This is a genomic window from Sphingobacteriales bacterium, from assembly GCA_016700115.1.
GTDB lineage: Bacteria > Bacteroidota > Bacteroidia > Chitinophagales > UBA2359 > UBA2359.
Genome location: CP064999.1, coordinates 3948270 through 3972270, shown reverse-complemented (window position 1 = coordinate 3972270; position 24001 = coordinate 3948270). Strand labels below are relative to the sequence as shown.

Annotated in this window: 7 protein-coding genes and 1 CRISPR repeat array; of the genes, 5 read left to right on the top strand and 2 right to left on the bottom strand. The window is 39.5% G+C overall.

Features of this window, described 5'->3' with window-relative positions:
- Positions 1-238: 238 nt before the first annotated feature.
- Positions 239-2560, bottom strand: a complete 2322-nt coding sequence (locus tag IPM47_14010) for a T9SS type A sorting domain-containing protein (protein ID QQS27980.1) — start codon at positions 2558-2560, stop codon at positions 239-241.
- Between the two features lie 108 nt (positions 2561-2668).
- On the opposite strand from IPM47_14010, the gene IPM47_14005 reads away from it, so the two are divergent.
- From IPM47_14005 to IPM47_13995, 3 genes are all read left to right on the top strand, one after another.
- Positions 2669-3910, top strand: coding sequence for an IS256 family transposase (locus IPM47_14005; GenBank protein QQS27979.1), 1242 nt, complete (start codon positions 2669-2671; stop codon positions 3908-3910).
- A 413-nt stretch (positions 3911-4323) separates the two neighbouring features.
- Entirely contained in the window at positions 4324-4476 is a 153-nt protein-coding gene (locus IPM47_14000; protein QQS27978.1) for a hypothetical protein, read from the top strand.
- 133 nt (positions 4477-4609) lie between these two features.
- Positions 4610-6382, top strand: a complete 1773-nt coding sequence (locus IPM47_13995) for an arginine--tRNA ligase (protein QQS27977.1) — start codon at positions 4610-4612, stop codon at positions 6380-6382.
- A 158-nt stretch (positions 6383-6540) separates the two neighbouring features.
- Here the strand turns inward: IPM47_13995 and IPM47_13990 are convergent, their stop codons facing one another.
- The gene (locus IPM47_13990; GenBank protein ID QQS31479.1) at positions 6541-6747 is read right to left on the bottom strand and encodes a hypothetical protein; all 207 of its coding nucleotides are present in this window, start codon (positions 6745-6747) and stop codon (positions 6541-6543) included.
- Between the two features lie 710 nt (positions 6748-7457).
- On the opposite strand from IPM47_13990, the gene IPM47_13985 reads away from it, so the two are divergent.
- Together IPM47_13985 and IPM47_13980 are read left to right on the top strand one after the other, a co-directional pair.
- On the top strand, positions 7458-9488 hold the full coding sequence (locus IPM47_13985) for a S9 family peptidase (GenBank protein QQS27976.1): 2031 nt from the start codon (positions 7458-7460) through the stop codon (positions 9486-9488).
- A gap of 197 nt (positions 9489-9685) precedes the next feature.
- A CRISPR array of direct repeats spans positions 9686-22339; the repeat unit is 37 nt; unit sequence GTAGTAAACCCATTTCCAAGAAAGCTAGGATTGCGAC.
- A gap of 247 nt (positions 22340-22586) precedes the next feature.
- The gene (locus tag IPM47_13980) at positions 22587-23987 is read left to right on the top strand and encodes a TraB/GumN family protein (GenBank protein ID QQS27975.1); all 1401 of its coding nucleotides are present in this window, start codon (positions 22587-22589) and stop codon (positions 23985-23987) included.
- Positions 23988-24001: the final 14 nt, after the last annotated feature.

Sequence of the window (24001 nt, the reverse complement as noted above, 5' to 3'; positions counted from 1 at the left end):
AATGGACAATAGACAATAGACAATAGACAATAGACAATAGACAATAGACAATAGACAATAGACAATTAACAATAGACAATAGACAATGGACAACTAACAATTAACCATTGACAATTAACATACGGCTATTCACATTCAACCCTTTAAGGTTTTTTAGTCTTTCACTTTTCACTTTTCACTTTTCACTTTTCACTTTTCACTTTTCACTTCCCACTTTTCACTTTTCACTTTTAGTTTTTCACTTCCCACTGATTACTAAAAACTTAGCAATTGCAATCTGTTCGTTGTTTTGCAGTTGAATAAAATACATGCCTTCTGAAAAATCGCGGGTATCAATTTGAATCAGGCTGCTTTCGTTCTTATTAACAACAAATTGATCATACACTTTACCTTCGGCGTTGATAATCCTCCCATTCGTATTGAAATCTGAACTTGCATTTCCCTTTAGTTCGATGTTGAGCGTTTGTCCTTTATGAACCAATGAGGGATAAACGGCAATCTCTGAAATGGGGGAAACCTGATTGATTCCTACAGAAAGTAAAGTGAAGTTAGAAATTGAAAGACAACCGCTTGAATCATAGACCCAAACCTCGTAGTTTCCTGCCGGGAAACCGGTAACATCGGCAGTAGGCACATCAAAAGCACCGGAAGGAAAGATATAAGTATAGGGTGGAACACCTCCGGAAGCAAAAACAGTAACCGAAGTTCCGTTGACAGAAGAGGCAGTTTGCAAAAGATTGGGTTCGTGAATATAATAGTTCAGATGCAAAACAGCTCCCGTAGCATCCGTGATGGTTACCCCATAATCGCCTTTTGGTAAACTGTTTAAAACAGAAGTATTCCCTCCATTTGACCAACTATACGTGTAAGGAGGCGTGCCTCCGATGAGTTGCAAATCTATATTACCGTCAATCTGACCAAAACAGGAAATATTGTTTACGGTTGCTTCAATAACTATTGAATTGATCGTTTTGGTCAGAGTACATCCATTGCCGTCTGTAATAGTTACCGTGTTTTCACCTACATTCAGCCCATAAGCATTTGGGCCCGTTTCACCACTCGACCATACAATATTATAAGGTATGGTTCCACCGGAAACTGTTATTGATGCCGACAAATTATCTGTCTGAATCACATTTGCAGAAATTGAGTTGGGTTGTGGCACATTGACGTATAACACATTGCTGTTTCCGGTAGCATCGGTAACAGTTACGGGGTACAAACCACCAGGCAAATTCACCTGAGTTTCACCGCTTAAATCATTACTCCACTGGTAGTTGTAAGGAGCAGTTCCTCCGTTTGCCTGCAAAGTAACCGTACCGCTAAACGAATCGAAGCAGGACGGCATTGCCAAAGAAAGTTCTTCTAAATAGATAGAGGTTGGTGATGCCGAAGTAAGAAAAGTTCCGGTAGCCCGTCCACCACAGGTGTTTCCCGGATTTAAAGGTTGAACCGTCCAGAAATAATTGACTCCCGGGTCTAATTCTAACATAAGTTCGGTTTCTGTTACAAAACCGCTGAAATTTGTTCCGTTTATTAAATCGGTAAACTGAGACACCTCTATATAATAGTTGGTTGCTCCGGGTGCTGCACTCCATTGAAGCAACACATGATCGGGATTGATATTTTGTGAACCGTTGCCCGGGTAAAAAATATGGGAGGTGCCGATTTCGGCGATTTGTGGTTGAGGATGGTCAAGCAAATAATCTCTGACCTCGTTCAGTCCGGCTATCATGGCCTCAATCTGTTCGTTTGAAAATCTTTTGGTACAGGCATCATACGCATAAGACATAAACAAAGTCTGATCGGGAGAAATGGGAACGCCGTTGGGGTCTAACAGGGTAGCGGTAAACGGACATTGCCAACGGTAAGAAAGGTAATCGGCAGGTGTGTCGCAAAAATAGTCTGCGGTGGTCGAACAGTTGGAACCATTTACCCGCTCCCGCTCAGAATTAGGAATTGGATCCACCAATACTCCATCTTCCCAACTTCCTTCCCAACCGCTAAAAGTATGGGGCAGAAAAAAGAAATGTCCCAATTCATGGGCTAAAGTGGTTTCATCCGGACCTGCACACGATTTTGCAATAGCAACGGCATTTCCATTCCAGCTAAAATAACCGCAGTTTCCGGCCGGATCTTCTACGATATACACATTGACCACATCATCCACATTGTTGTTGTTCATCATGTTGTTGCCGGCCGAAAAATTATGGATATAGTAATTTGAATTGTTGATGTAATGGAAATCTCCATAAATATAAAATTGCATCCCAACTCCGGTATATTGTTCGTTCAAATCACAAACTAATCTGAACACATCAACCGCCTGATAATAACCCGTTCCCTGTGTAGTTCCGACAAGGTGAAATTTAACCGGAATATAAACCGGGTCGGTCATCTGATCGCGGTAATGTGTGGGGTTTTGACGGTTATTGCGCAACCAATCCAACATCTTAGGCGGATGATTTTCTGTTCCGCATGGGTGTAACCCGGTGGGTTGAGCTTGTATTCCTAAAAAGCCTGTAAGCAACAACGAAAATATAAAAAAATACTTTTTCATGAATGAACGTGATGTGGTTTTAATGAAGATGCAAAATTAAACAAAATTTACGATAAATAGGAGAGTGTTTAAATTTGTGTGTCTAGAACAAAATTAAAATAGAAAGAGATGGAAAAGTTAGAAGAATGCAAAGAGAGCTTTGATATTAAGTCATTTGAAAAAGAGGCGATACTTGGATTACAATCAGGAAAGCCTTTGTTAGGAAGTGAAGGTATATTAAAGCGGTTGATCAAACACCTGATAGAGGCATCGTTGGAGGGAGAGATGGACTATCATTTGTCAGAGCAGAAGATGGCTGGGATAGAGAATAAGCGGAATGGTCGAGGTCGGACGAAGCGAGTAAGGACACAGCTGGGAGAGGTAGAGATAGAGACGAGTCGGGACAGGCGTGGAGATTATAGCCCGGTAACAGTTGGGAAATATGAAAGAGAGGTTGGGGATGGTTTTGAGGCTCAGATAATGGAGTTGTATTCGATGGGCAATAGTGTAGAAGACATTAGTTTGCATTTATCACGGATGTACGGAGTTCGGATGAGTAGTGGCGCAATAAGTGCAGTGACGAACCGGGTATGGGAAGAGGTACAAAAGTGGCAGACGCGTCCGTTGGAAAGCGTATATGTGTTACTGTACTTAGATGCGGTACACTACAAGGTTCGGGAAGAAGGTCAGGTAATGACGAAAGCGGTTTACACGATATACGGAGTGGATGTAGAAGGTAACCGGGATATATTGTCGTATAATGTTGGAGCGACAGAAAGTGCGAGGCAGTGGGTGTTGTATGCAGAGGATCTGAAGCGTCGAGGGGTGGAGGATGTTTTCTTTATTTCTGTTGATGGTTTGACGGGTCTTGTGGAGGGCTTGCAGCGGGTATTCCCCAATGCTGTGGTGCAGCGCTGTATTGTACACATGATACGGACAAGTCTGATAGGGGTGAGCGATAAAGACCGTCAACAGGTTGTACAAGACCTGCGGGCAGTATATAGAGCGGCAACGGAACAGGAAGCATTGTTAGCCTTAGAGTTTTTCTGCAACAAATGGGATAAGAAGTATAGCTTTATCGGCAAGAAATGGCGGGAAAACTGGTTAGAATTGACCGCGTTTTTAGGCTATGGTGCGGGATTGCGAAAGATGATATATACGACAAATGCAGTGGAGAACGTACATCGTCAGATGCGCAAAGTAACAAAGACAAAAGGAGCATGGTGTACAGACAGGGCACTAATAAAGCAATTATACATGAGTTTGATGCGGAGAAAGAAATCGTGGTCAAGTCGGGTTGGAAACTGGTCACAGATAGAGAAAGAACTCATTGAACTATATGGAGAAAGGTACACAAAATATAGGAAATAAAAATATTTCTCTCCCCAAGTTGCCCTAGGGCAACTTGGGGAGAGAAAACAAATAAACCTTTAAGCTAATAAATTAATTAACAAATAGACACACAAATTTGAACATACCCATAAATTAGTATTAAACCCGATAACTGATTGTTAGATGTTTGAGAGCAGAAGTAAAAATTTGTGAACATCTTTCAAACTGATAAAGTTTTCAGAATTAACCATTTATCCCCTGCATAACGTCATTTCACCCCTGCAATGACTTACTGCATCCCTGCTTTGCTGCAAATCACCCCTACATTGGCTTGTTGCATCTCCGCTTTACTATAATTCACCTCTGCAATGACTTAATGCACACCTGCTTTGTAGCAAATCACCCCTGCATTGACCCGTTGCACCTTTGCTTTACTTCAAATCACCCCTGCAATGACTTGTTGCACCCCTGCATTGCCTCAAATCACCCCTGCAATGACTTGTTGCACCTCTGTTTTGTATCAATTCACCTATGCAATGCTTCCTTGTATCTCCGGTTTGACACCTCAAATATCGTTTTTTCAACTAATTTGGAACGGAACTTAGTTTGTTTTTGGAAGTAAAAAACAGGAATTTCCAAAATAACATAAACACCTGGTGAACAAACCCGCTTATTCCTAAGCAACCGAAAGCCACTTAAAAAAGTTATCTTTGCCACTTAAATAACTTAGTGTTTGAAATGGATATTAAACTACATCAAAATTGTGCTTCGGCATTAAACGAGTTGTATGGCGCAAAAACAACGGCAGACAAAATCACCATCAACGAAACCCCTAAAGAATATAATGGCGATTATACCTTTGTAACATATCCCTTTTTAAGTGTTTCCCGCAAATCCCCGGAACAAACCGGGCAGGAAATAGGAACATACCTTCAAAATAATGTTCCCGGAATTATTGGATTTAATGTCATCAAAGGCTTTTTAAACATAGCGTTAGACCCTCAGTATTGGATAAGTGCTTTTAATCAGTTGTTGAACGATGAACAATTTGGTCAGGCACCTGCTACCGGAAAAAAAATCGTTTTGGAATACATTGGCCCAAACACCAACAAACCACTTCATTTAGGACATATCCGAAATATGTTGATTGGACATTCTGTTGCCGCCATACTTTCGGCAAACGGACACGAAGTTCATCTGGTAAATATCTATAACGACAAAGGTATTAATATCAGCAAATCCATGGCAGCATGGGTTACTGCCGGAACTAACGAAACACCTGAAAGCTCGGGTAAAAAAGGCGATCATCTGGTCGGAGAATATTATGTTTTGTACAATAAAATTGCGGTCGAACAGGCTGCCCCGTTTATAGAAAAAGGGATGGATAAACGGGAAGCAGAAAAGCAAACAGCAATTTATAAGTTGACCGAACAATTTAACCGGGATTGGGAAAAAGGAAAACCCGAAGTTATAGAATTATGGAAAACCATGAATGGTTGGGTCTATGAAGGGTTTAAAGAAACCTATCAAAGGCTTGGAGTTGGCTATGAAAAAGCCTATTACGAGTCGGAATGTTATCAATTGGGTAAAAACTTAGTCTTGGAAGGGTTAAATCGCGGAGTTTTTTTCAACCAACCGGATGGTTCGGTTTGGGTAGATTTGCAAAATGAAAATTTAGACCAAAAAGTCCTGATTAGAAATGACGGAACCTCAGTTTATATTACGCAGGATATGGGGGTGGCAGATCAGCGTTTTCACGATTACCATCCGGATCAGATGATTTATGTGGTTGGCGATGAGCAGATCTACCATTTTAAAGTTCTAAAACTGACCCTGAAAAAACTCGGAATGTCCTATTCCGATAAAATCCATCATCTATATTATGGGATGGTTGATTTGCCCGAAGGTAAAATGAAATCCAGAGAAGGAAAAGTAGTGGATGCAGATGACCTGATTGACGAAATGATTCAAACCGCCGAAGAGCATACCGTAGAACTCGGTAAAACGGAAGGTATGAGCGAATCCGAAGCCAAAGAACTCTACGAAATTTTAGGATTGGGTGCTTTGAAATATTTTATGCTGCGGGTCAATGCTCAAAAACGGTTGTTGTTCAACCCCAAAGAATCCATAGATTTCCAGGGACATACCGGCCCTTTTGTTCAATATACCCATGCCCGTATTTGTTCAATTTTGCGAAAATTCAATGCCGGACATCTTCAACAAAAATATCCGGTATCCGAACTGTTGTATCAGGAAAAAAACCTGATTCAGGAACTGTCAAAATTCCCCGCAACCATCAATTCAGCGGCCGAAGCCTTAGATCCTTCCATCATTGCAGGTTATGCCTTTACCTTAGCCAAAACCTATAACAAACTCTATGCAGAACTGTCTATCCTGAACAACGAAAGCCACGAAACAAACATCTTCCGTGTAGCCTTATCGGCATCAACGGCGCGAATTTTGAAACAATCCCTAAACCTGCTCGGAATAAAAGCTCCCGAAAGAATGTAATTTTTTAGCACAATGCTTCGGGATATAATTAAAAGTGAAAAGTGAAAAACTAAAAGTGAAAAGTGAAAAACTAAAAGTGAAAAGTGAAAAACTAAAAACCCTGAAAGGGTTGAATGTGAATAGCCGTATGTTAATTGTCAATGGTTAATTGTTAGTTGTCAATTGTCTTTGCCCATTGCCCATTGCCCATTGTCTATTGCCCATTGCCCATTGCCCATTGCCCATTGCCCATTGCCCATTGCCCATTGCCCATTGCCCATTGCCCATTGCTCATTGCCCATTGCCCATTGCCCATTGCTCATTGCCCATTGCCCATTGCCCATTGCCCATTGCCCATTGCCCATTGCCCATTGCCCATTGCCCATTGCCCATTGCCCATTGCCCATTGCCCATTGCCCATTGTCCATTGCCCATTGCCCATTGCCCATTGCCCATTGCCCATTGCCCATTGCCCATTGCCCATTGCCCATTGCCCATTGCCCATTGCCCATTGCCCATTGCCCATTGCCCATTGCCCATTGCCCATTGCCCATTGCCCATTGCCCATTGCCCATTGCCCATTGCCCATTGCCCATTGCCCATTGCCCATTGCCCATTGCCCATTGCCCATTGCCCATTGCCCATTGCCCATTGTCTATTGCCCATTGTCTATTGCCCATTGTCCATTGTATTAGTAACAGGGCAAGAATAAGTCATGCAGACCTTATTACTTTATTCATTGGATTATTTCAATCTTTTCAAAAAGCTAATAAGGTGGGCAGCACTACTTGTTTTCATGTCATTACTAAGGTCATAAAGTTTAACTCCCCCCTACGAAATAAGACTTGTCTTAATCTAAAAAACTTCGGTTTGTTTCGTAGAGGTGAGTAAGGTTGAGTAAAAAGCATACTTTTGCGAAGCATCAGTAAGGCAATAAGGTTTTAATCTCTTACGCCTTCCGATTTGCCCCTATTACTTCCAAAAAAGCCAATAAAATAAGGATTCTAATTACAACCTCTCGTTATTTAGGTTAAACGGATGAATAAACATCTGATTTGCGTTGTTATTTTAAAAAAGTAAAAACCGGAAAAAAAAATTGAAAAAGCCACCCGAAATTCCTGAAAGCCTGACTGCACACAACCATACCCGGATAGACAATTATTATTGGATGCGCAACCCCGACTCTGAAGAACTGGAAGATTATATCGCTTCCGAAAACTTAATGACACAAAAATGGCTGAACAAGCACAAAAATTTATACAACAATCTGTTTGAAGAAATTAAGTCGAGAATTCCGCAAACGGATGAATCAGTGCCTTTTAAATTTGACGACTATTTTTATTATTCGCGTATAGAAGAGCAACATGAATATCCGGTGTATTGCCGCAAACACCTCACCTTAGACAATCCTGAAGAAATCTTATTGGATGTCAACAAACTTGCCAAAGGTTCAAAATTCTTTTCTTTAGGCATGTTTGAAGTCAACGCAGCCGAAAATATATTGGCTTATTCTGTTGATACGCTTGGAAATCAGATTTATACCTTGTATTTCAAAAACCTCAAAACAGGGAAAAAATTAGCTTATTCTTTGAGCAATATCTGTGCTTTTAGCTGGTCGAACCTCGACAACATGCTATATTATTCGGTTTACGACAAAGCACAACGACCCTACAAGATTTATCAACATGTTTTAGGACAACCGCAAAAACAAGACAAACTAATTTTTCACGAAAAAAACAAAAGATTCGCTTGTTCAATCTCCAGAACACAGTCAAAAGTATTTATGCTGATAGACACTGACAGCAACAACGCTTCAGAAACCTGGTTTTTTGATGCGAATACCAAAGATGCGCAACCCCTGCTTCTTCAAAAAAGAAAAAGAAAGTTGGAATATCATACCGATCATTATCAGGGCTTTTTTTACATCCTGACCAATCACAATGCCCCTAACTTCAGATTGGTAAAAACACCGGTTCAAAACCCGGAAATTCAATTTTGGGAAGAAATCATCCCTCATAAAAAAGATACTTTGCTGGAAGACTTCCATCTTTTTCAAAACTATCTGGTGTTGGAAGAACGAAAAAACGGACTTCCACAAATTCATATCATCCCCCTTGACAACCGGGAAGATTATTACCTGAATTTTCCGGACCCAACTTATATCGCAACGATAGGAGATAACTATTGCTACGATACCGAAATCCTAAGATATGTGTATTCTTCTCTGAACACCCCAAGTTGTGTTTTTGATTTTAATATGAAAACAAAAACGCAAACTTTATTGAAACAAGACCAAATTTTACCCCAATTTTTACCGGAAAACTACAAATCCGAATACGTTTTTGTGTCCACATCCGACCGAAAAAAAGTGCCGGTTTCTTTGGTGTATCAATCAGATTTGTTTCAAAAAAATGGAAATAACCCGTTGTTACTAAATGCCTATGGTGCCTATGGAGAAATCAGCGAACCCATTTTTTCACGGGCAATACTGCCCATATTAGACAGAGGATTTGTTTATGCAATTGCTCATGTAAGAGGAGGGGAGGAAATGGGCAGAAACTGGTATGAGCAGGGGAAACTGTTAAACAAAAAAAATTCATTTTCAGACCTGATTGCAGTTGCCCGGTTTTTAACCAAAAACAAATACACACAATCAAATCTGACGTTTTTAGAAGGAGGAAGCGCAGGTGGGATGTTGATGGCCGCAGTTATAAATCAGGAGCCCGATATCTGTTTGGCCGCCTATCTTCAGGTTCCGTTTCTCGATGTTTTGACTACCATGCTCGACAAAGACCTCCCTCTTACAATTGGAGAATATGACGAATGGGGCAATCCTAATATACTAAAATTTTATCAATACATATTGTCCTATTCCCCCTATGACAACCTCCAAGCCCGGGATTATCCGAATATGTTGATTACATCATCCATGAACGATACCAATGTCCCCTATTGGGAAGCTGTTAAGTACATTGCCAAATTAAGATCATTAAAAAAAGACAAAAACCTGCAGTTGCTCTCTGTAGATCCCGATAGCGGACATCAGGGAGCTTCGGGAAGAAACGACAGCTACCGGGAAATTGCATTAGAATATACTTTCTTCCTGAGTTTGTTGAACAAATCATAAATAAGCCATATTCACACCAGAATAAGATAAATCATAAACCGGCAAAAAATTTCTAACCACATAAGGAGCATAAAACAAATACAAGTTAACTAAAAACCGGTATATTTGCAGAATAAGAGTTCTTTGATTTAGCGGGCATAAGAAAAGGCGTTAAAAATAAGCTAATTAAATTTAAAAACACATATAATTTTGCACGGGTAGTAAACCCATTTCCAAGAAAGCTAGGATTGCGACTTTTCTTTATTATTAGTTTCATCTGAAAACAATTAAGTAGTAAACCCATTTCCAAGAAAGCTAGGATTGCGACTTCTTTTTGAGTGAAAGGTCTGTTTAGATTAGAATGAGTAGTAAACCCATTTCCAAGAAAGCTAGGATTGCGACGATTGCGACTCTTACTTAAGTAAACTCGAGTTACTTTGTGTAGTAAACCCATTTCCAAGAAAGCTAGGATTGCGACTCTTGCCACATTTGAAGTGTAGAAAATCCTGAAATTTCGTAGTAAACCCATTTCCAAGAAAGCTAGGATTGCGACAAGTAATACCCCCACAATCACGGTACGGGGATAATTGGGGTAGTAAACCCATTTCCAAGAAAGCTAGGATTGCGACCAATTGCGGGGGAATGTGGCATATACGTTGAGATTGGTAGTAAACCCATTTCCAAGAAAGCTAGGATTGCGACAGCATTGCCTTGCTATAATACACAATTTCGGAACTTTCGTAGTAAACCCATTTCCAAGAAAGCTAGGATTGCGACAACAATTTCGACGGGGCGGTTCCCGTCAAATGCTTTAGTAGTAAACCCATTTCCAAGAAAGCTAGGATTGCGACTGTGACAAGCCCCAAAGAGATGGGAGGCGGGTCGTTTTTGTAGTAAACCCATTTCCAAGAAAGCTAGGATTGCGACAAATACACAGAATCGGGCATACCGCAAAACCTCCGTACGTAGTAAACCCATTTCCAAGAAAGCTAGGATTGCGACTTTCTCATATCGGGAGGAATGCCAAAGTCTATCACCGTAGTAAACCCATTTCCAAGAAAGCTAGGATTGCGACAAAGTTATCACTGCATCCGAAATATATGCTAAGATTAGTAGTAAACCCATTTCCAAGAAAGCTAGGATTGCGACAACATAGATGCACACATAGCTTTCGCTATGATTCCAGGTAGTAAACCCATTTCCAAGAAAGCTAGGATTGCGACAGTCTCATTACGATTTCCGGTGTGTGTGTAATATGACGTAGTAAACCCATTTCCAAGAAAGCTAGGATTGCGACTACTTCTCCTATAATTGTTTTAGCATGTTTTCCCCGTAGTAAACCCATTTCCAAGAAAGCTAGGATTGCGACAATTCCTTAAAGAGTTGCAGACTGCACTAAATCACCGTAGTAAACCCATTTCCAAGAAAGCTAGGATTGCGACTGGTTTAGTATAACGTTTTCCTCCATTATTCTTTATTGTAGTAAACCCATTTCCAAGAAAGCTAGGATTGCGACGTTCTTTTTCTTGTTTTTCCCCCTTTGGAATCCCCAAAGTAGTAAACCCATTTCCAAGAAAGCTAGGATTGCGACTGAAAATTTCAGGGGACAGCGTGGAAATCCCGGTCGTAGTAAACCCATTTCCAAGAAAGCTAGGATTGCGACACGGGGACTTCTAATCTTTTCCATGGTAATGTATCAGTAGTAAACCCATTTCCAAGAAAGCTAGGATTGCGACATTCTTTTACAAATTTTTCAATTATTGCAGCTTTAGCGTAGTAAACCCATTTCCAAGAAAGCTAGGATTGCGACTTTGTTAAAAGTTAAAATTTGTTTGTTAAAAGTTAAAAGTAGTAAACCCATTTCCAAGAAAGCTAGGATTGCGACAATGTATCTGGTGTATGCGGCACGATATTATTAAATAGTAGTAAACCCATTTCCAAGAAAGCTAGGATTGCGACTTGCATGGCTTTTTGGTTTGGGTGTTTTTTTATGTGAGTAGTAAACCCATTTCCAAGAAAGCTAGGATTGCGACCGGTTGCACTCCGTTGGATTGGTTGCACTCCGTTGGAGTAGTAAACCCATTTCCAAGAAAGCTAGGATTGCGACTATATGATGAAGGAGGTGTAAAGTTTGTAGATATAAGTAGTAAACCCATTTCCAAGAAAGCTAGGATTGCGACCGTTGGCGAATTGCTCTTCCGTTTTCCCGGTGCTCTCAGTAGTAAACCCATTTCCAAGAAAGCTAGGATTGCGACATATGCCCTTTTTCGTTACGGATAGTAAGAGGATGTGTAGTAAACCCATTTCCAAGAAAGCTAGGATTGCGACTTTATCACAACAATTGCACATCATCTTCACTAGTTATTGTAGTAAACCCATTTCCAAGAAAGCTAGGATTGCGACTAAATTAAACAGTATGCGGAGAAAACTTTCAATACTTAAAGTAGTAAACCCATTTCCAAGAAAGCTAGGATTGCGACTCCGTAGCTGGAGGGGTGATCAATTAGCATCTATATAGTAGTAAACCCATTTCCAAGAAAGCTAGGATTGCGACCAATAGACTATATAGGCTAACCTTACATCACTGTAAGTAGTAAACCCATTTCCAAGAAAGCTAGGATTGCGACGTTTTAAATAACGCTGTAGGGAAATTCCCTTTGAATGTGTAGTAAACCCATTTCCAAGAAAGCTAGGATTGCGACGTTATCTGGGTAGCTGCTCCTCGCCGACAATACTGCGGTAGTAAACCCATTTCCAAGAAAGCTAGGATTGCGACTACAGAGGAGGGTGTTCAAAAAGAATCTCTGGGCATTGTAGTAAACCCATTTCCAAGAAAGCTAGGATTGCGACCACATATTATGCTATAACTGCATTCCCTAACGTAGGGGTAGTAAACCCATTTCCAAGAAAGCTAGGATTGCGACTATTATTTACAACATGACTTCAACCTCCACATCTTATTCGTAGTAAACCCATTTCCAAGAAAGCTAGGATTGCGACTGCTCTGTTTTAAATAACGCTGTAGGGAAGTTCCCTGTAGTAAACCCATTTCCAAGAAAGCTAGGATTGCGACCACAGGAGTCGTCAGCAACATTCGTTACCCCCTCTACGTAGTAAACCCATTTCCAAGAAAGCTAGGATTGCGACAAAGTGTAGCTAAGATATTTAAAACAAAAAAATTTTTGTAGTAAACCCATTTCCAAGAAAGCTAGGATTGCGACAATAAAATTTGTACACCCAACAGGATTCGAACCTGTGAGTAGTAAACCCATTTCCAAGAAAGCTAGGATTGCGACCAGAAAAAGTTTCGCAGATGCGGGGCTTATCCTGCCCGTAGTAAACCCATTTCCAAGAAAGCTAGGATTGCGACACAACTTTATAAAGTTTGGTATTTTTATTTTTGCACGGTAGTAAACCCATTTCCAAGAAAGCTAGGATTGCGACACTTCTTTTGTTTCTATTTTCATTTTCTTAAATTAAAGTAGTAAACCCATTTCCAAGAAAGCTAGGATTGCGACCGGAGGCGAGTGAAATATTTGGCAGGGTAACTTTTGAGTAGTAAACCCATTTCCAAGAAAGCTAGGATTGCGACAACCTGTATTTTTTTTAAGGTCAAAGGACTGTCATCGTAGTAAACCCATTTCCAAGAAAGCTAGGATTGCGACCGTTGAGGTACAAGTCCGACCAATCGAGGTCAATATTAGTAGTAAACCCATTTCCAAGAAAGCTAGGATTGCGACAACCTCTCTCTAATTGCATTGCCGGCACGGTTACACCTGTAGTAAACCCATTTCCAAGAAAGCTAGGATTGCGACGCAATGAACAAAGGAAATCATGATGATCCTCAGAGTGGTAGTAAACCCATTTCCAAGAAAGCTAGGATTGCGACTGTACTCCTGCGTTCTATCTTTCTTCTGCCTCATCTCCGTAGTAAACCCATTTCCAAGAAAGCTAGGATTGCGACTACTTTTGGAGGACCTGAATAATTATAAGCTAAATCTGTAGTAAACCCATTTCCAAGAAAGCTAGGATTGCGACGTTTACATTCAAACAATGGTGATTAGTTATCAGCACTGTAGTAAACCCATTTCCAAGAAAGCTAGGATTGCGACTGGCGTTTTATATTTTTACGATAAAAAAATATAATCGTAGTAAACCCATTTCCAAGAAAGCTAGGATTGCGACAACAATTGGCTTTAAAGGCGATAAAAAACCCCTCTCGTAGTAAACCCATTTCCAAGAAAGCTAGGATTGCGACCCAATCGGGTGTACTTATTCCAATATAGTTAGGATTGGTAGTAAACCCATTTCCAAGAAAGCTAGGATTGCGACTGGGAGGCGATTACCGTTCCTGTTAGCGTTTTACTTGGTAGTAAACCCATTTCCAAGAAAGCTAGGATTGCGACAAATCTATATTTTCTGTACTTTTGTCTTTAATACTAAGTAGTAAACCCATTTCCAAGAAAGCTAGGATTGCGACTGCTAAATATAAACTGTCTAATGATAATCTTTGTATTTGTAGTAAACCCATTTCCAAGAAAGCTAGGATTGCGACAATAAAACTGTCTGAATGTAGAAAATAAGTATTTGTGTAGTAAACCCATTTCCAAGAAAGCTAGGATTGCGACAATTCAGCGAGGCACAAACGACATTATCATAAAAGTGTAGTAAACCCATTTCCAAGAAAGCTAGGATTGCGACTGTGTTTTGAATTAACATCTACACCATCACGGTTTTCAGTAGTAAACCCATTTCCAAGAAAGCTAGGATTGCGACTGTAACTGTTCACAATGGTAGTATTACTGTTGTTGATGGTAGTAAACCCATTTCCAAGAAAGCTAGGATTGCGACTCTGATATTTCAGAAGAAACCAAAATTGTCGCAAAAATGTAGTAAACCCATTTCCAAGAAAGCTAGGATTGCGACTGGAAAACACACCGAAGAGCAAAGCCCTGCCCCCATCCTGTAGTAAACCCATTTCCAAGAAAGCTAGGATTGCGACAATTTTCTAAACTAATATTGCTCCAAGTTGGCAATACGTAGTAAACCCATTTCCAAGAAAGCTAGGATTGCGACTACTTAGTTGACTTAATACCAATAATATCACTAATAAGTAGTAAACCCATTTCCAAGAAAGCTAGGATTGCGACATATTTGTATGGACTTTAACGTAAACATAATAAATGAGTAGTAAACCCATTTCCAAGAAAGCTAGGATTGCGACATTTTTTTAAATGTTTTTGTCGTATGGAACCAGTGTTGGTAGTAAACCCATTTCCAAGAAAGCTAGGATTGCGACTGCCAATGCCAACAACGTTTAAGTTGTTGTTGGTTATTGTAGTAAACCCATTTCCAAGAAAGCTAGGATTGCGACTCCCAAAAAGTGGGACGTCCACCCGTCGCCCCTGTTCTGTAGTAAACCCATTTCCAAGAAAGCTAGGATTGCGACTCTGATTCTAAGATTACAGGAATTAAAGGATATGGGTAGTAAACCCATTTCCAAGAAAGCTAGGATTGCGACTCTAAAACACTTGAAGCATTAATTAAAGAGAGAAATGAGTAGTAAACCCATTTCCAAGAAAGCTAGGATTGCGACTTCTTCAACCCATGAAAAAAAGAACCGTTCTTCATCGCGTAGTAAACCCATTTCCAAGAAAGCTAGGATTGCGACTTCTATTACTTTTTCTTCAAAAACCTTTCTGATATATGTAGTAAACCCATTTCCAAGAAAGCTAGGATTGCGACTAACTTCTCTAATAGAGAAACTAATTCCTCTTCGTGTAGTAAACCCATTTCCAAGAAAGCTAGGATTGCGACAGTATTGAAGGTTATGTTGGAGGCAAATTGGCATATACGTAGTAAACCCATTTCCAAGAAAGCTAGGATTGCGACATGTTATAAAAAGTTATTCCTTTATATGTTTTATTAGTAGTAAACCCATTTCCAAGAAAGCTAGGATTGCGACGATGATAAAGGCAATATTCTAATTACAAAAGGGTCTATTCGTAGTAAACCCATTTCCAAGAAAGCTAGGATTGCGACTGAGTTTACCAAGTCGCTGCAAGGACAAGGTAGTAAGTAGTAAACCCATTTCCAAGAAAGCTAGGATTGCGACAATAGGTAATGTATTAGAGATAATACATAGCTTTCTTAGTAGTAAACCCATTTCCAAGAAAGCTAGGATTGCGACTGTGTGAAAGGCTGGGCATAGCTACAGTAGAATTTGGTAGTAAACCCATTTCCAAGAAAGCTAGGATTGCGACTAAGATAGCGCAGTTCATCACCGCTATCCCCGAATTAGTAGTAAACCCATTTCCAAGAAAGCTAGGATTGCGACCACATACTGTCCGGCTTCTACAGATGTAAATTTAACTAGGTAGTAAACCCATTTCCAAGAAAGCTAGGATTGCGACACAACTTAAAAGTTGTTGGCATTGGCAATGATTATACTGTAGTAAACCCATTTCCAAGAAAGCTAGGATTGCGACTCTATACTACTGTTTTTTTGTCACAATTAATCAATACCGTAGTAAACCCATTTCCAAGAAAGCTAGGATTGCGACCTTACAATGTAGAATGTCCCAAGCCTTGATTCTATTGGTAGTAAACCCATTTCCAAGAAAGCTAGGATTGCGACCAGCATTTGACGATGCCGCACCGGAAGGAGTTCCAAGTAGTAAACCCATTTCCAAGAAAGCTAGGATTGCGACCAGCATTTGACGATGCCGCACCGGAAGGAGTTCCAAGTAGTAAACCCATTTCCAAGAAAGCTAGGATTGCGACCAGCATTTGACGATGCCGCACCGGAAGGAGTTCCAAGTAGTAAACCCATTTCCAAGAAAGCTAGGATTGCGACGAGGAATGTCAAAATTTAGGCATTCCTTATTTTTTGTAGTAAACCCATTTCCAAGAAAGCTAGGATTGCGACCTCTTTTCTTCTTTCGAGCTCTTCTGGGAGCCTTTTTGGTAGTAAACCCATTTCCAAGAAAGCTAGGATTGCGACAATTGTGAATTTGCAAAATCAACTAAATCATTACATGAGTAGTAAACCCATTTCCAAGAAAGCTAGGATTGCGACTCTGAGGTTTACAATAATGTTTGTTTCTTTGTCTATGTAGTAAACCCATTTCCAAGAAAGCTAGGATTGCGACTAACATTAACATATTCCTGATTGCACTTGCCATTTATGTAGTAAACCCATTTCCAAGAAAGCTAGGATTGCGACGTGGGGGTTTGATACTCGTAAGAAAGATAAAGGATTTGTAGTAAACCCATTTCCAAGAAAGCTAGGATTGCGACGACTTAGGAATTATTGAGCAAAGGCTTAGTGAATATGTGTAGTAAACCCATTTCCAAGAAAGCTAGGATTGCGACTGCTTTTGGTGACCTTTGTTGACAAAAACGATAATTTCGTAGTAAACCCATTTCCAAGAAAGCTAGGATTGCGACTTTATTTTATTATTTTAGTATTAATAATATAATATAGTGTAGTAAACCCATTTCCAAGAAAGCTAGGATTGCGACTTTAGAAGCATAATAAATAAATTTAAATTTTATTAATAGTAGTAAACCCATTTCCAAGAAAGCTAGGATTGCGACAACTGATGCAGAAGCGGATATAGTTGTATTCAGAAAGAGTAGTAAACCCATTTCCAAGAAAGCTAGGATTGCGACGACCATCAAAAAAGCCTATGGACATATCTACACTTTCAGTAGTAAACCCATTTCCAAGAAAGCTAGGATTGCGACTTTATTTTATTATTTTAGTATTAATAATATAATATAGTGTAGTAAACCCATTTCCAAGAAAGCTAGGATTGCGACTTTAGAAGCATAATAAATAAATTTAAATTTTATTAATAGTAGTAAACCCATTTCCAAGAAAGCTAGGATTGCGACAACTGATGCAGAAGCGGATATAGTTGTATTCAGAAAGAGTAGTAAACCCATTTCCAAGAAAGCTAGGATTGCGACGACCATCAAAAAAGCCTATGGACATATCTACACTTTCAGTAGTAAACCCATTTCCAAGAAAGCTAGGATTGCGACGGTACTCTAACCTGCGGGGATACAATCTTGCTAAACGTAGTAAACCCATTTCCAAGAAAGCTAGGATTGCGACATTCAATAGTAAATTACTATACTCTAGAGGAGTATAATTGTAGTAAACCCATTTCCAAGAAAGCTAGGATTGCGACTTTGGAAAATCATAAATACGGATTAGTAGGAATAGATGTAGTAAACCCATTTCCAAGAAAGCTAGGATTGCGACTTAGGAATTGTGCAGAAGTAACATTCGTTACTTAATAGTAGTAAACCCATTTCCAAGAAAGCTAGGATTGCGACAATAGTCGCTACAAGAACAGCATCGAACAGGATTTCTGTAGTAAACCCATTTCCAAGAAAGCTAGGATTGCGACGACATTTTCCAGGTAATATCTAAGGTTCATAATCTGGTAGTAAACCCATTTCCAAGAAAGCTAGGATTGCGACCTTTGGGTTCACACTGAAAGACTTCTCTACAAATCGTAGTAAACCCATTTCCAAGAAAGCTAGGATTGCGACCACCACTGCTTGAATACTTGAAGTATTGGATAATGGTGGTAGTAAACCCATTTCCAAGAAAGCTAGGATTGCGACCACTTTGAGTCGGAGGGGCTGTACTGAAACGATTGGCGTAGTAAACCCATTTCCAAGAAAGCTAGGATTGCGACAGTTGTTGGTTTTCAACTGGAGTTTCTGGAACTGTGGGGTAGTAAACCCATTTCCAAGAAAGCTAGGATTGCGACGACATCTACGAAATAAATACATTCCATATGTATTTCCGTAGTAAACCCATTTCCAAGAAAGCTAGGATTGCGACAGTTACGATAGCTTTGGCTAACTCCTGTATTTCAAGAAGTAGTAAACCCATTTCCAAGAAAGCTAGGATTGCGACGCTCAATAATTCCTAAGTCTGGAATTACTGCAATGGTGTAGTAAACCCATTTCCAAGAAAGCTAGGATTGCGACATTTAATTACATGCCTAATAACCCGCTGTATAGCTAGTAGTAAACCCATTTCCAAGAAAGCTAGGATTGCGACTCCTTGAGGACGACACCTTCGCCGTTTACCGCATTTTGTAGTAAACCCATTTCCAAGAAAGCTAGGATTGCGACTCATTAAAAGAAATTAGTTTGTTTACGAAATCATCGTAGTAGTAAACCCATTTCCAAGAAAGCTAGGATTGCGACTTTTAGACAAGTCTTTGGCGTCCGATACTGGGTCTGTAGTAAACCCATTTCCAAGAAAGCTAGGATTGCGACTAAATCGGCTAATACTCTTGATTCTTGAGAACTAAAGGTAGTAAACCCATTTCCAAGAAAGCTAGGATTGCGACTATTAATGGCAAAAGAAAGATTGTCAATTGATAAAAAGTAGTAAACCCATTTCCAAGAAAGCTAGGATTGCGACAACCTAGTACATTTATTATTTTTCTATACAAAGAATTTGTAGTAAACCCATTTCCAAGAAAGCTAGGATTGCGACCTTCTATCACTTTGAATTGTCCGCTAGCGATATACTGGTAGTAAACCCATTTCCAAGAAAGCTAGGATTGCGACCATTTTTGATGATGAGAATGACATACCATTTGCATCCTTAGTAGTAAACCCATTTCCAAGAAAGCTAGGATTGCGACCAGTCTGACATTGCTCTTAAACTTGCAGATTACGAGTAGTAAACCCATTTCCAAGAAAGCTAGGATTGCGACGAGTTAGACAAGTCAATTGAGCAAGTCCGAATAGGTAGTAAACCCATTTCCAAGAAAGCTAGGATTGCGACATTTCTTTTCTATTAAACTATGTACGCAGACATTCATCGTAGTAAACCCATTTCCAAGAAAGCTAGGATTGCGACTAGAACCTGTTGCAATCTTCCACTTGTTCTACGACTTCGTAGTAAACCCATTTCCAAGAAAGCTAGGATTGCGACAATTTTTTAACTTTAACATACTTTTGTTTTTGTGGCGGTAGTAAACCCATTTCCAAGAAAGCTAGGATTGCGACATGACTACTGTATATTGCTAAATAAAACATTTTATTTGTAGTAAACCCATTTCCAAGAAAGCTAGGATTGCGACAGGGACGGCTGGGCTTTCTTGGATATACCAAAGTTTTGTAGTAAACCCATTTCCAAGAAAGCTAGGATTGCGACGGCGTAGACGTTAAAACAAATCTACGTTTAGTATCTGTAGTAAACCCATTTCCAAGAAAGCTAGGATTGCGACTGCGAAGATTTCACTAATACATTTAAAATAAAATGTGTAGTAAACCCATTTCCAAGAAAGCTAGGATTGCGACTGTGAAAGCCAAGAACGCATAATGAAATAAGGGCTCGTAGTAAACCCATTTCCAAGAAAGCTAGGATTGCGACCAATGTTCCGTCTTCTTCAACGTCCTCTGGATTAAATTTGTAGTAAACCCATTTCCAAGAAAGCTAGGATTGCGACTGGGCTAACAGGGTGTCTGTCAAAAGCACCCAAAAACCGTAGTAAACCCATTTCCAAGAAAGCTAGGATTGCGACTGCGATGGAGAAATTTGGCAAATTGCCGAGCAAAGCAGTAGTAAACCCATTTCCAAGAAAGCTAGGATTGCGACTTGGCTACCATGGGGGTACGCGTTTGCGGACTGCGCGGTAGTAAACCCATTTCCAAGAAAGCTAGGATTGCGACCGGCAACCGCTATGGTATCTATCAAGAGCGGTATATAAGTAGTAAACCCATTTCCAAGAAAGCTAGGATTGCGACTCCATTTGTTCCAGTTCTATACGTGTATACGTTTTATCTGTAGTAAACCCATTTCCAAGAAAGCTAGGATTGCGACCTTCTAAATTAAATTCTTCTTTGTCCATTTCTATTTGGTAGTAAACCCATTTCCAAGAAAGCTAGGATTGCGACTATCAGTATCTACTTGTTCGTTGTCTTCATTTAATCTATGTAGTAAACCCATTTCCAAGAAAGCTAGGATTGCGACTTGGGCGATGCACCCTCAATACTTCATTTAATCTATGTAGTAAACCCATTTCCAAGAAAGCTAGGATTGCGACTTGGGCGATGCACCCTCAATACTTCCTTTAAGCTTTCGTAGTAAACCCATTTCCAAGAAAGCTAGGATTGCGACTGTTGGAAAATTTTTGACGCTGGTCGGGGTGTAACCGGTAGTAAACCCATTTCCAAGAAAGCTAGGATTGCGACTAGGTAGAGGCAATTTACCCATTAATTTAAATTTATTTGTAGTAAACCCATTTCCAAGAAAGCTAGGATTGCGACTAGGTAGAGGCAATTTACCCATTAATTTAAATTTATTTGTAGTAAACCCATTTCCAAGAAAGCTAGGATTGCGACATCTCAATCTCTACAAGTTCCGCTCCGTTGAAAATAAGGGTAGTAAACCCATTTCCAAGAAAGCTAGGATTGCGACGAATAAAGGCAAAAAACACCACAAAAAATATTCATTAGTAGTAAACCCATTTCCAAGAAAGCTAGGATTGCGACCATCTACCTTTATTGTCCGATAACACACATTTACTTAAGTAGTAAACCCATTTCCAAGAAAGCTAGGATTGCGACTGCCATCAAGCGGCAATGTGATTTACGAGGAAAGAATGGTAGTAAACCCATTTCCAAGAAAGCTAGGATTGCGACTTATGGTCTAAAAATGCAAACAATGTTGCGGTATCCGTAGTAAACCCATTTCCAAGAAAGCTAGGATTGCGACTAGAAAACATTCTCTGTCATGAAAGTGGTTTATATAGTAGTAAACCCATTTCCAAGAAAGCTAGGATTGCGACTAAACGTTTTACCATTTGAAGTTTCGCAATAATACCTGTAGTAAACCCATTTCCAAGAAAGCTAGGATTGCGACCACACTTTTGCTTATTTAGTTAGTTTACTATCGTGGGTAGTAAACCCATTTCCAAGAAAGCTAGGATTGCGACTTATGGTCTAAAAATGCAAACAATGTTGCGGTATCCGTAGTAAACCCATTTCCAAGAAAGCTAGGATTGCGACTAGAAAACATTCTCTGTCATGAAAGTGGTTTATATAGTAGTAAACCCATTTCCAAGAAAGCTAGGATTGCGACTAAACGTTTTACCATTTGAAGTTTCGCAATAATACCTGTAGTAAACCCATTTCCAAGAAAGCTAGGATTGCGACTAATTTTAGGCGCACCTGTTTCGTCCCTTTCAACTCTGTAGTAAACCCATTTCCAAGAAAGCTAGGATTGCGACAATAAATACAATGTATCTATCGTGTAGGGTTAAAACCGTAGTAAACCCATTTCCAAGAAAGCTAGGATTGCGACTAATATTACCATTATTTCCTCCTGTAAATTTTGTATATTGTAGTAAACCCATTTCCAAGAAAGCTAGGATTGCGACTAATATTACCATTATTTCCTCCTGTAAATTTTGTATATTGTAGTAAACCCATTTCCAAGAAAGCTAGGATTGCGACCGGTTTGCCTTGCAAGGCCCGCCCGCCTGCCGATTTTTGTAGTAAACCCATTTCCAAGAAAGCTAGGATTGCGACACTTTTAAATTTAGCAACGGCTGCTGCTTCCTTTTCAGGTAGTAAACCCATTTCCAAGAAAGCTAGGATTGCGACCAGCACGATACTTTTCTTTCAGGTAATCTATTGCTTTGGTAGTAAACCCATTTCCAAGAAAGCTAGGATTGCGACTTTTATGCTAAAGGCAATGATGTAATTAATGAAGATACGTAGTAAACCCATTTCCAAGAAAGCTAGGATTGCGACCCTTTTTAACGTAATTATATTGTCATTATCATTTATTGTAGTAAACCCATTTCCAAGAAAGCTAGGATTGTCTCAAAACGAGGCTATAAATTTTCAGGCAGCCTTCATGAATAGAAAACCAGTTATACAGGTAATGAAAGAATACGATATCCTTAATTTGCTTCATTGGGCTTTATTTTTTTGCTTCCACAAATCTCTTTACCGGATTTATCTCAAAAATTTATTAAGAGAACTATTGTAAATTGAATCTGTTTTTATTCAGGCTAAATTAGTCCCGAAAGCTTTTTTGCAATTTCCTTGAAACAAATCTATCCTTGTTGTATGAACTTAAAGTGGTTACTTTTTTATAGCTTGATATTAATTTCAGAATTGTTTTATGGGCAGAATTACAACACCCTGCATTGGAGAATAGAAGGTAATGAGTTGACAAAACCTTCTTATTTATATGGAACCATGCATTCTAAAGATTCGAGAATGCACAATTTAGGAGACTCCGTAATGGTTTCACTTCAAAGTTGTGAAGCCGTGGCTTTAGAGATTGCTACAAACAATATGGGTATCCGTGATTTTTTTGGTGCCATGAAGCAAATGTATATGCGCGATACCACCCTGAAAGATTTATATCCACCCGAAACCTATCAGTTGGTAAAGAAGGCAGTTTCCAAAAAGATGGGCATATTGGGAGTGTTGTATAATGTTGATAAAATCAAGCCCATGTTTTTGGCTTCATTACTTGGTGAATTGGATGAGGAGAATGATGAGGTTAACCGGGAAAGATTTTTACTGGATATGTATTTTCAGGATTATGGCGTTAAAAACAATAAATCCATCATTAGCATAGAAAGTGTTGAAGAGCAGATGGCTGCAATTGATCAAATGCCTTTAACCGTTCAGGCAGAGATGTTGCTTGAACAGGTCAACAATATTGGCAAGGAAGATTCTTCCATGGATTTCATGATACAAAAATATCTTGAGCAGGATTTGGATGCTTTATTTTCGTTTTATAAAAATGAACAGGATACTGATACTGATTCTTTTGACAAAGCGATTGTGGTAAACCGAAACAACATTATGGCCGAACGAATGGATAGCTTCATGAAAATCAAACCCACTTTTACTGCTGTTGGTGCGCTTCATCTTCCCGGAGAAGAGGGAATAATTAGCTTGTTGAGAAAAAAGGGATATACCGTTTCTCCGGTCTATTCATCCAATAAGGTTTATAGGGCCATTGAAACTAAAGCAGAGCCACAGGAATCTGAAGCAGATTTAAGCATGTATAATCATCCTTTTATTTTATTAGATGCTGCAGAAGCGGGATTTCAAATATTAGTACCGGATTCTGCGGAAATTGAGTGGATGGAGGATGATTTAATCATGTATTCCTATAACGACACAAGGAATGAACTTTTATACAATATCGCTTATACTGCATTAAATGATAGTTCGGTAGTTGAAAATGAAACATTTTACAAAGAAATTGCCTTGCGGCTTGCAAAATCTAAAGGTGCTGAAATAGAGTATCAGGAATTGATACAAGTATTAGATTTTGAGGCACAGGAAGGGCAGTTAAAAATGGGAGAAACACTCCCCAATGTATATATGCGTTATTTAATGGTCAGAACAAGTACCGATTTTTATCTCCTTAGTGTAACAGGAGATAAAACAAAAATCATGGAGCCCGAAGTGAATACTTTTTTTGATTCCTTTATGATCTTGCCCTGATGGGGTAATTAAGA

Coding starts and splice junctions, on each gene's coding strand:
- IPM47_14010 (QQS27980.1), bottom strand. CDS start 2,560: ATGAAAAAGTATTTTTTTATATTTTCGTTGTTGCTTACAGGCTTTTTA.
- IPM47_14005 (QQS27979.1), top strand. CDS start 2,669: ATGGAAAAGTTAGAAGAATGCAAAGAGAGCTTTGATATTAAGTCATTT.
- IPM47_14000 (QQS27978.1), top strand. CDS start 4,324: ATGACTTGTTGCACCCCTGCATTGCCTCAAATCACCCCTGCAATGACT.
- IPM47_13995 (QQS27977.1), top strand. CDS start 4,610: ATGGATATTAAACTACATCAAAATTGTGCTTCGGCATTAAACGAGTTG.
- IPM47_13990 (QQS31479.1), bottom strand. CDS start 6,747: ATGGGCAATGGGCAATGGGCAATGGGCAATGGGCAATGGGCAATGGGC.
- IPM47_13980 (QQS27975.1), top strand. CDS start 22,587: ATGAACTTAAAGTGGTTACTTTTTTATAGCTTGATATTAATTTCAGAA.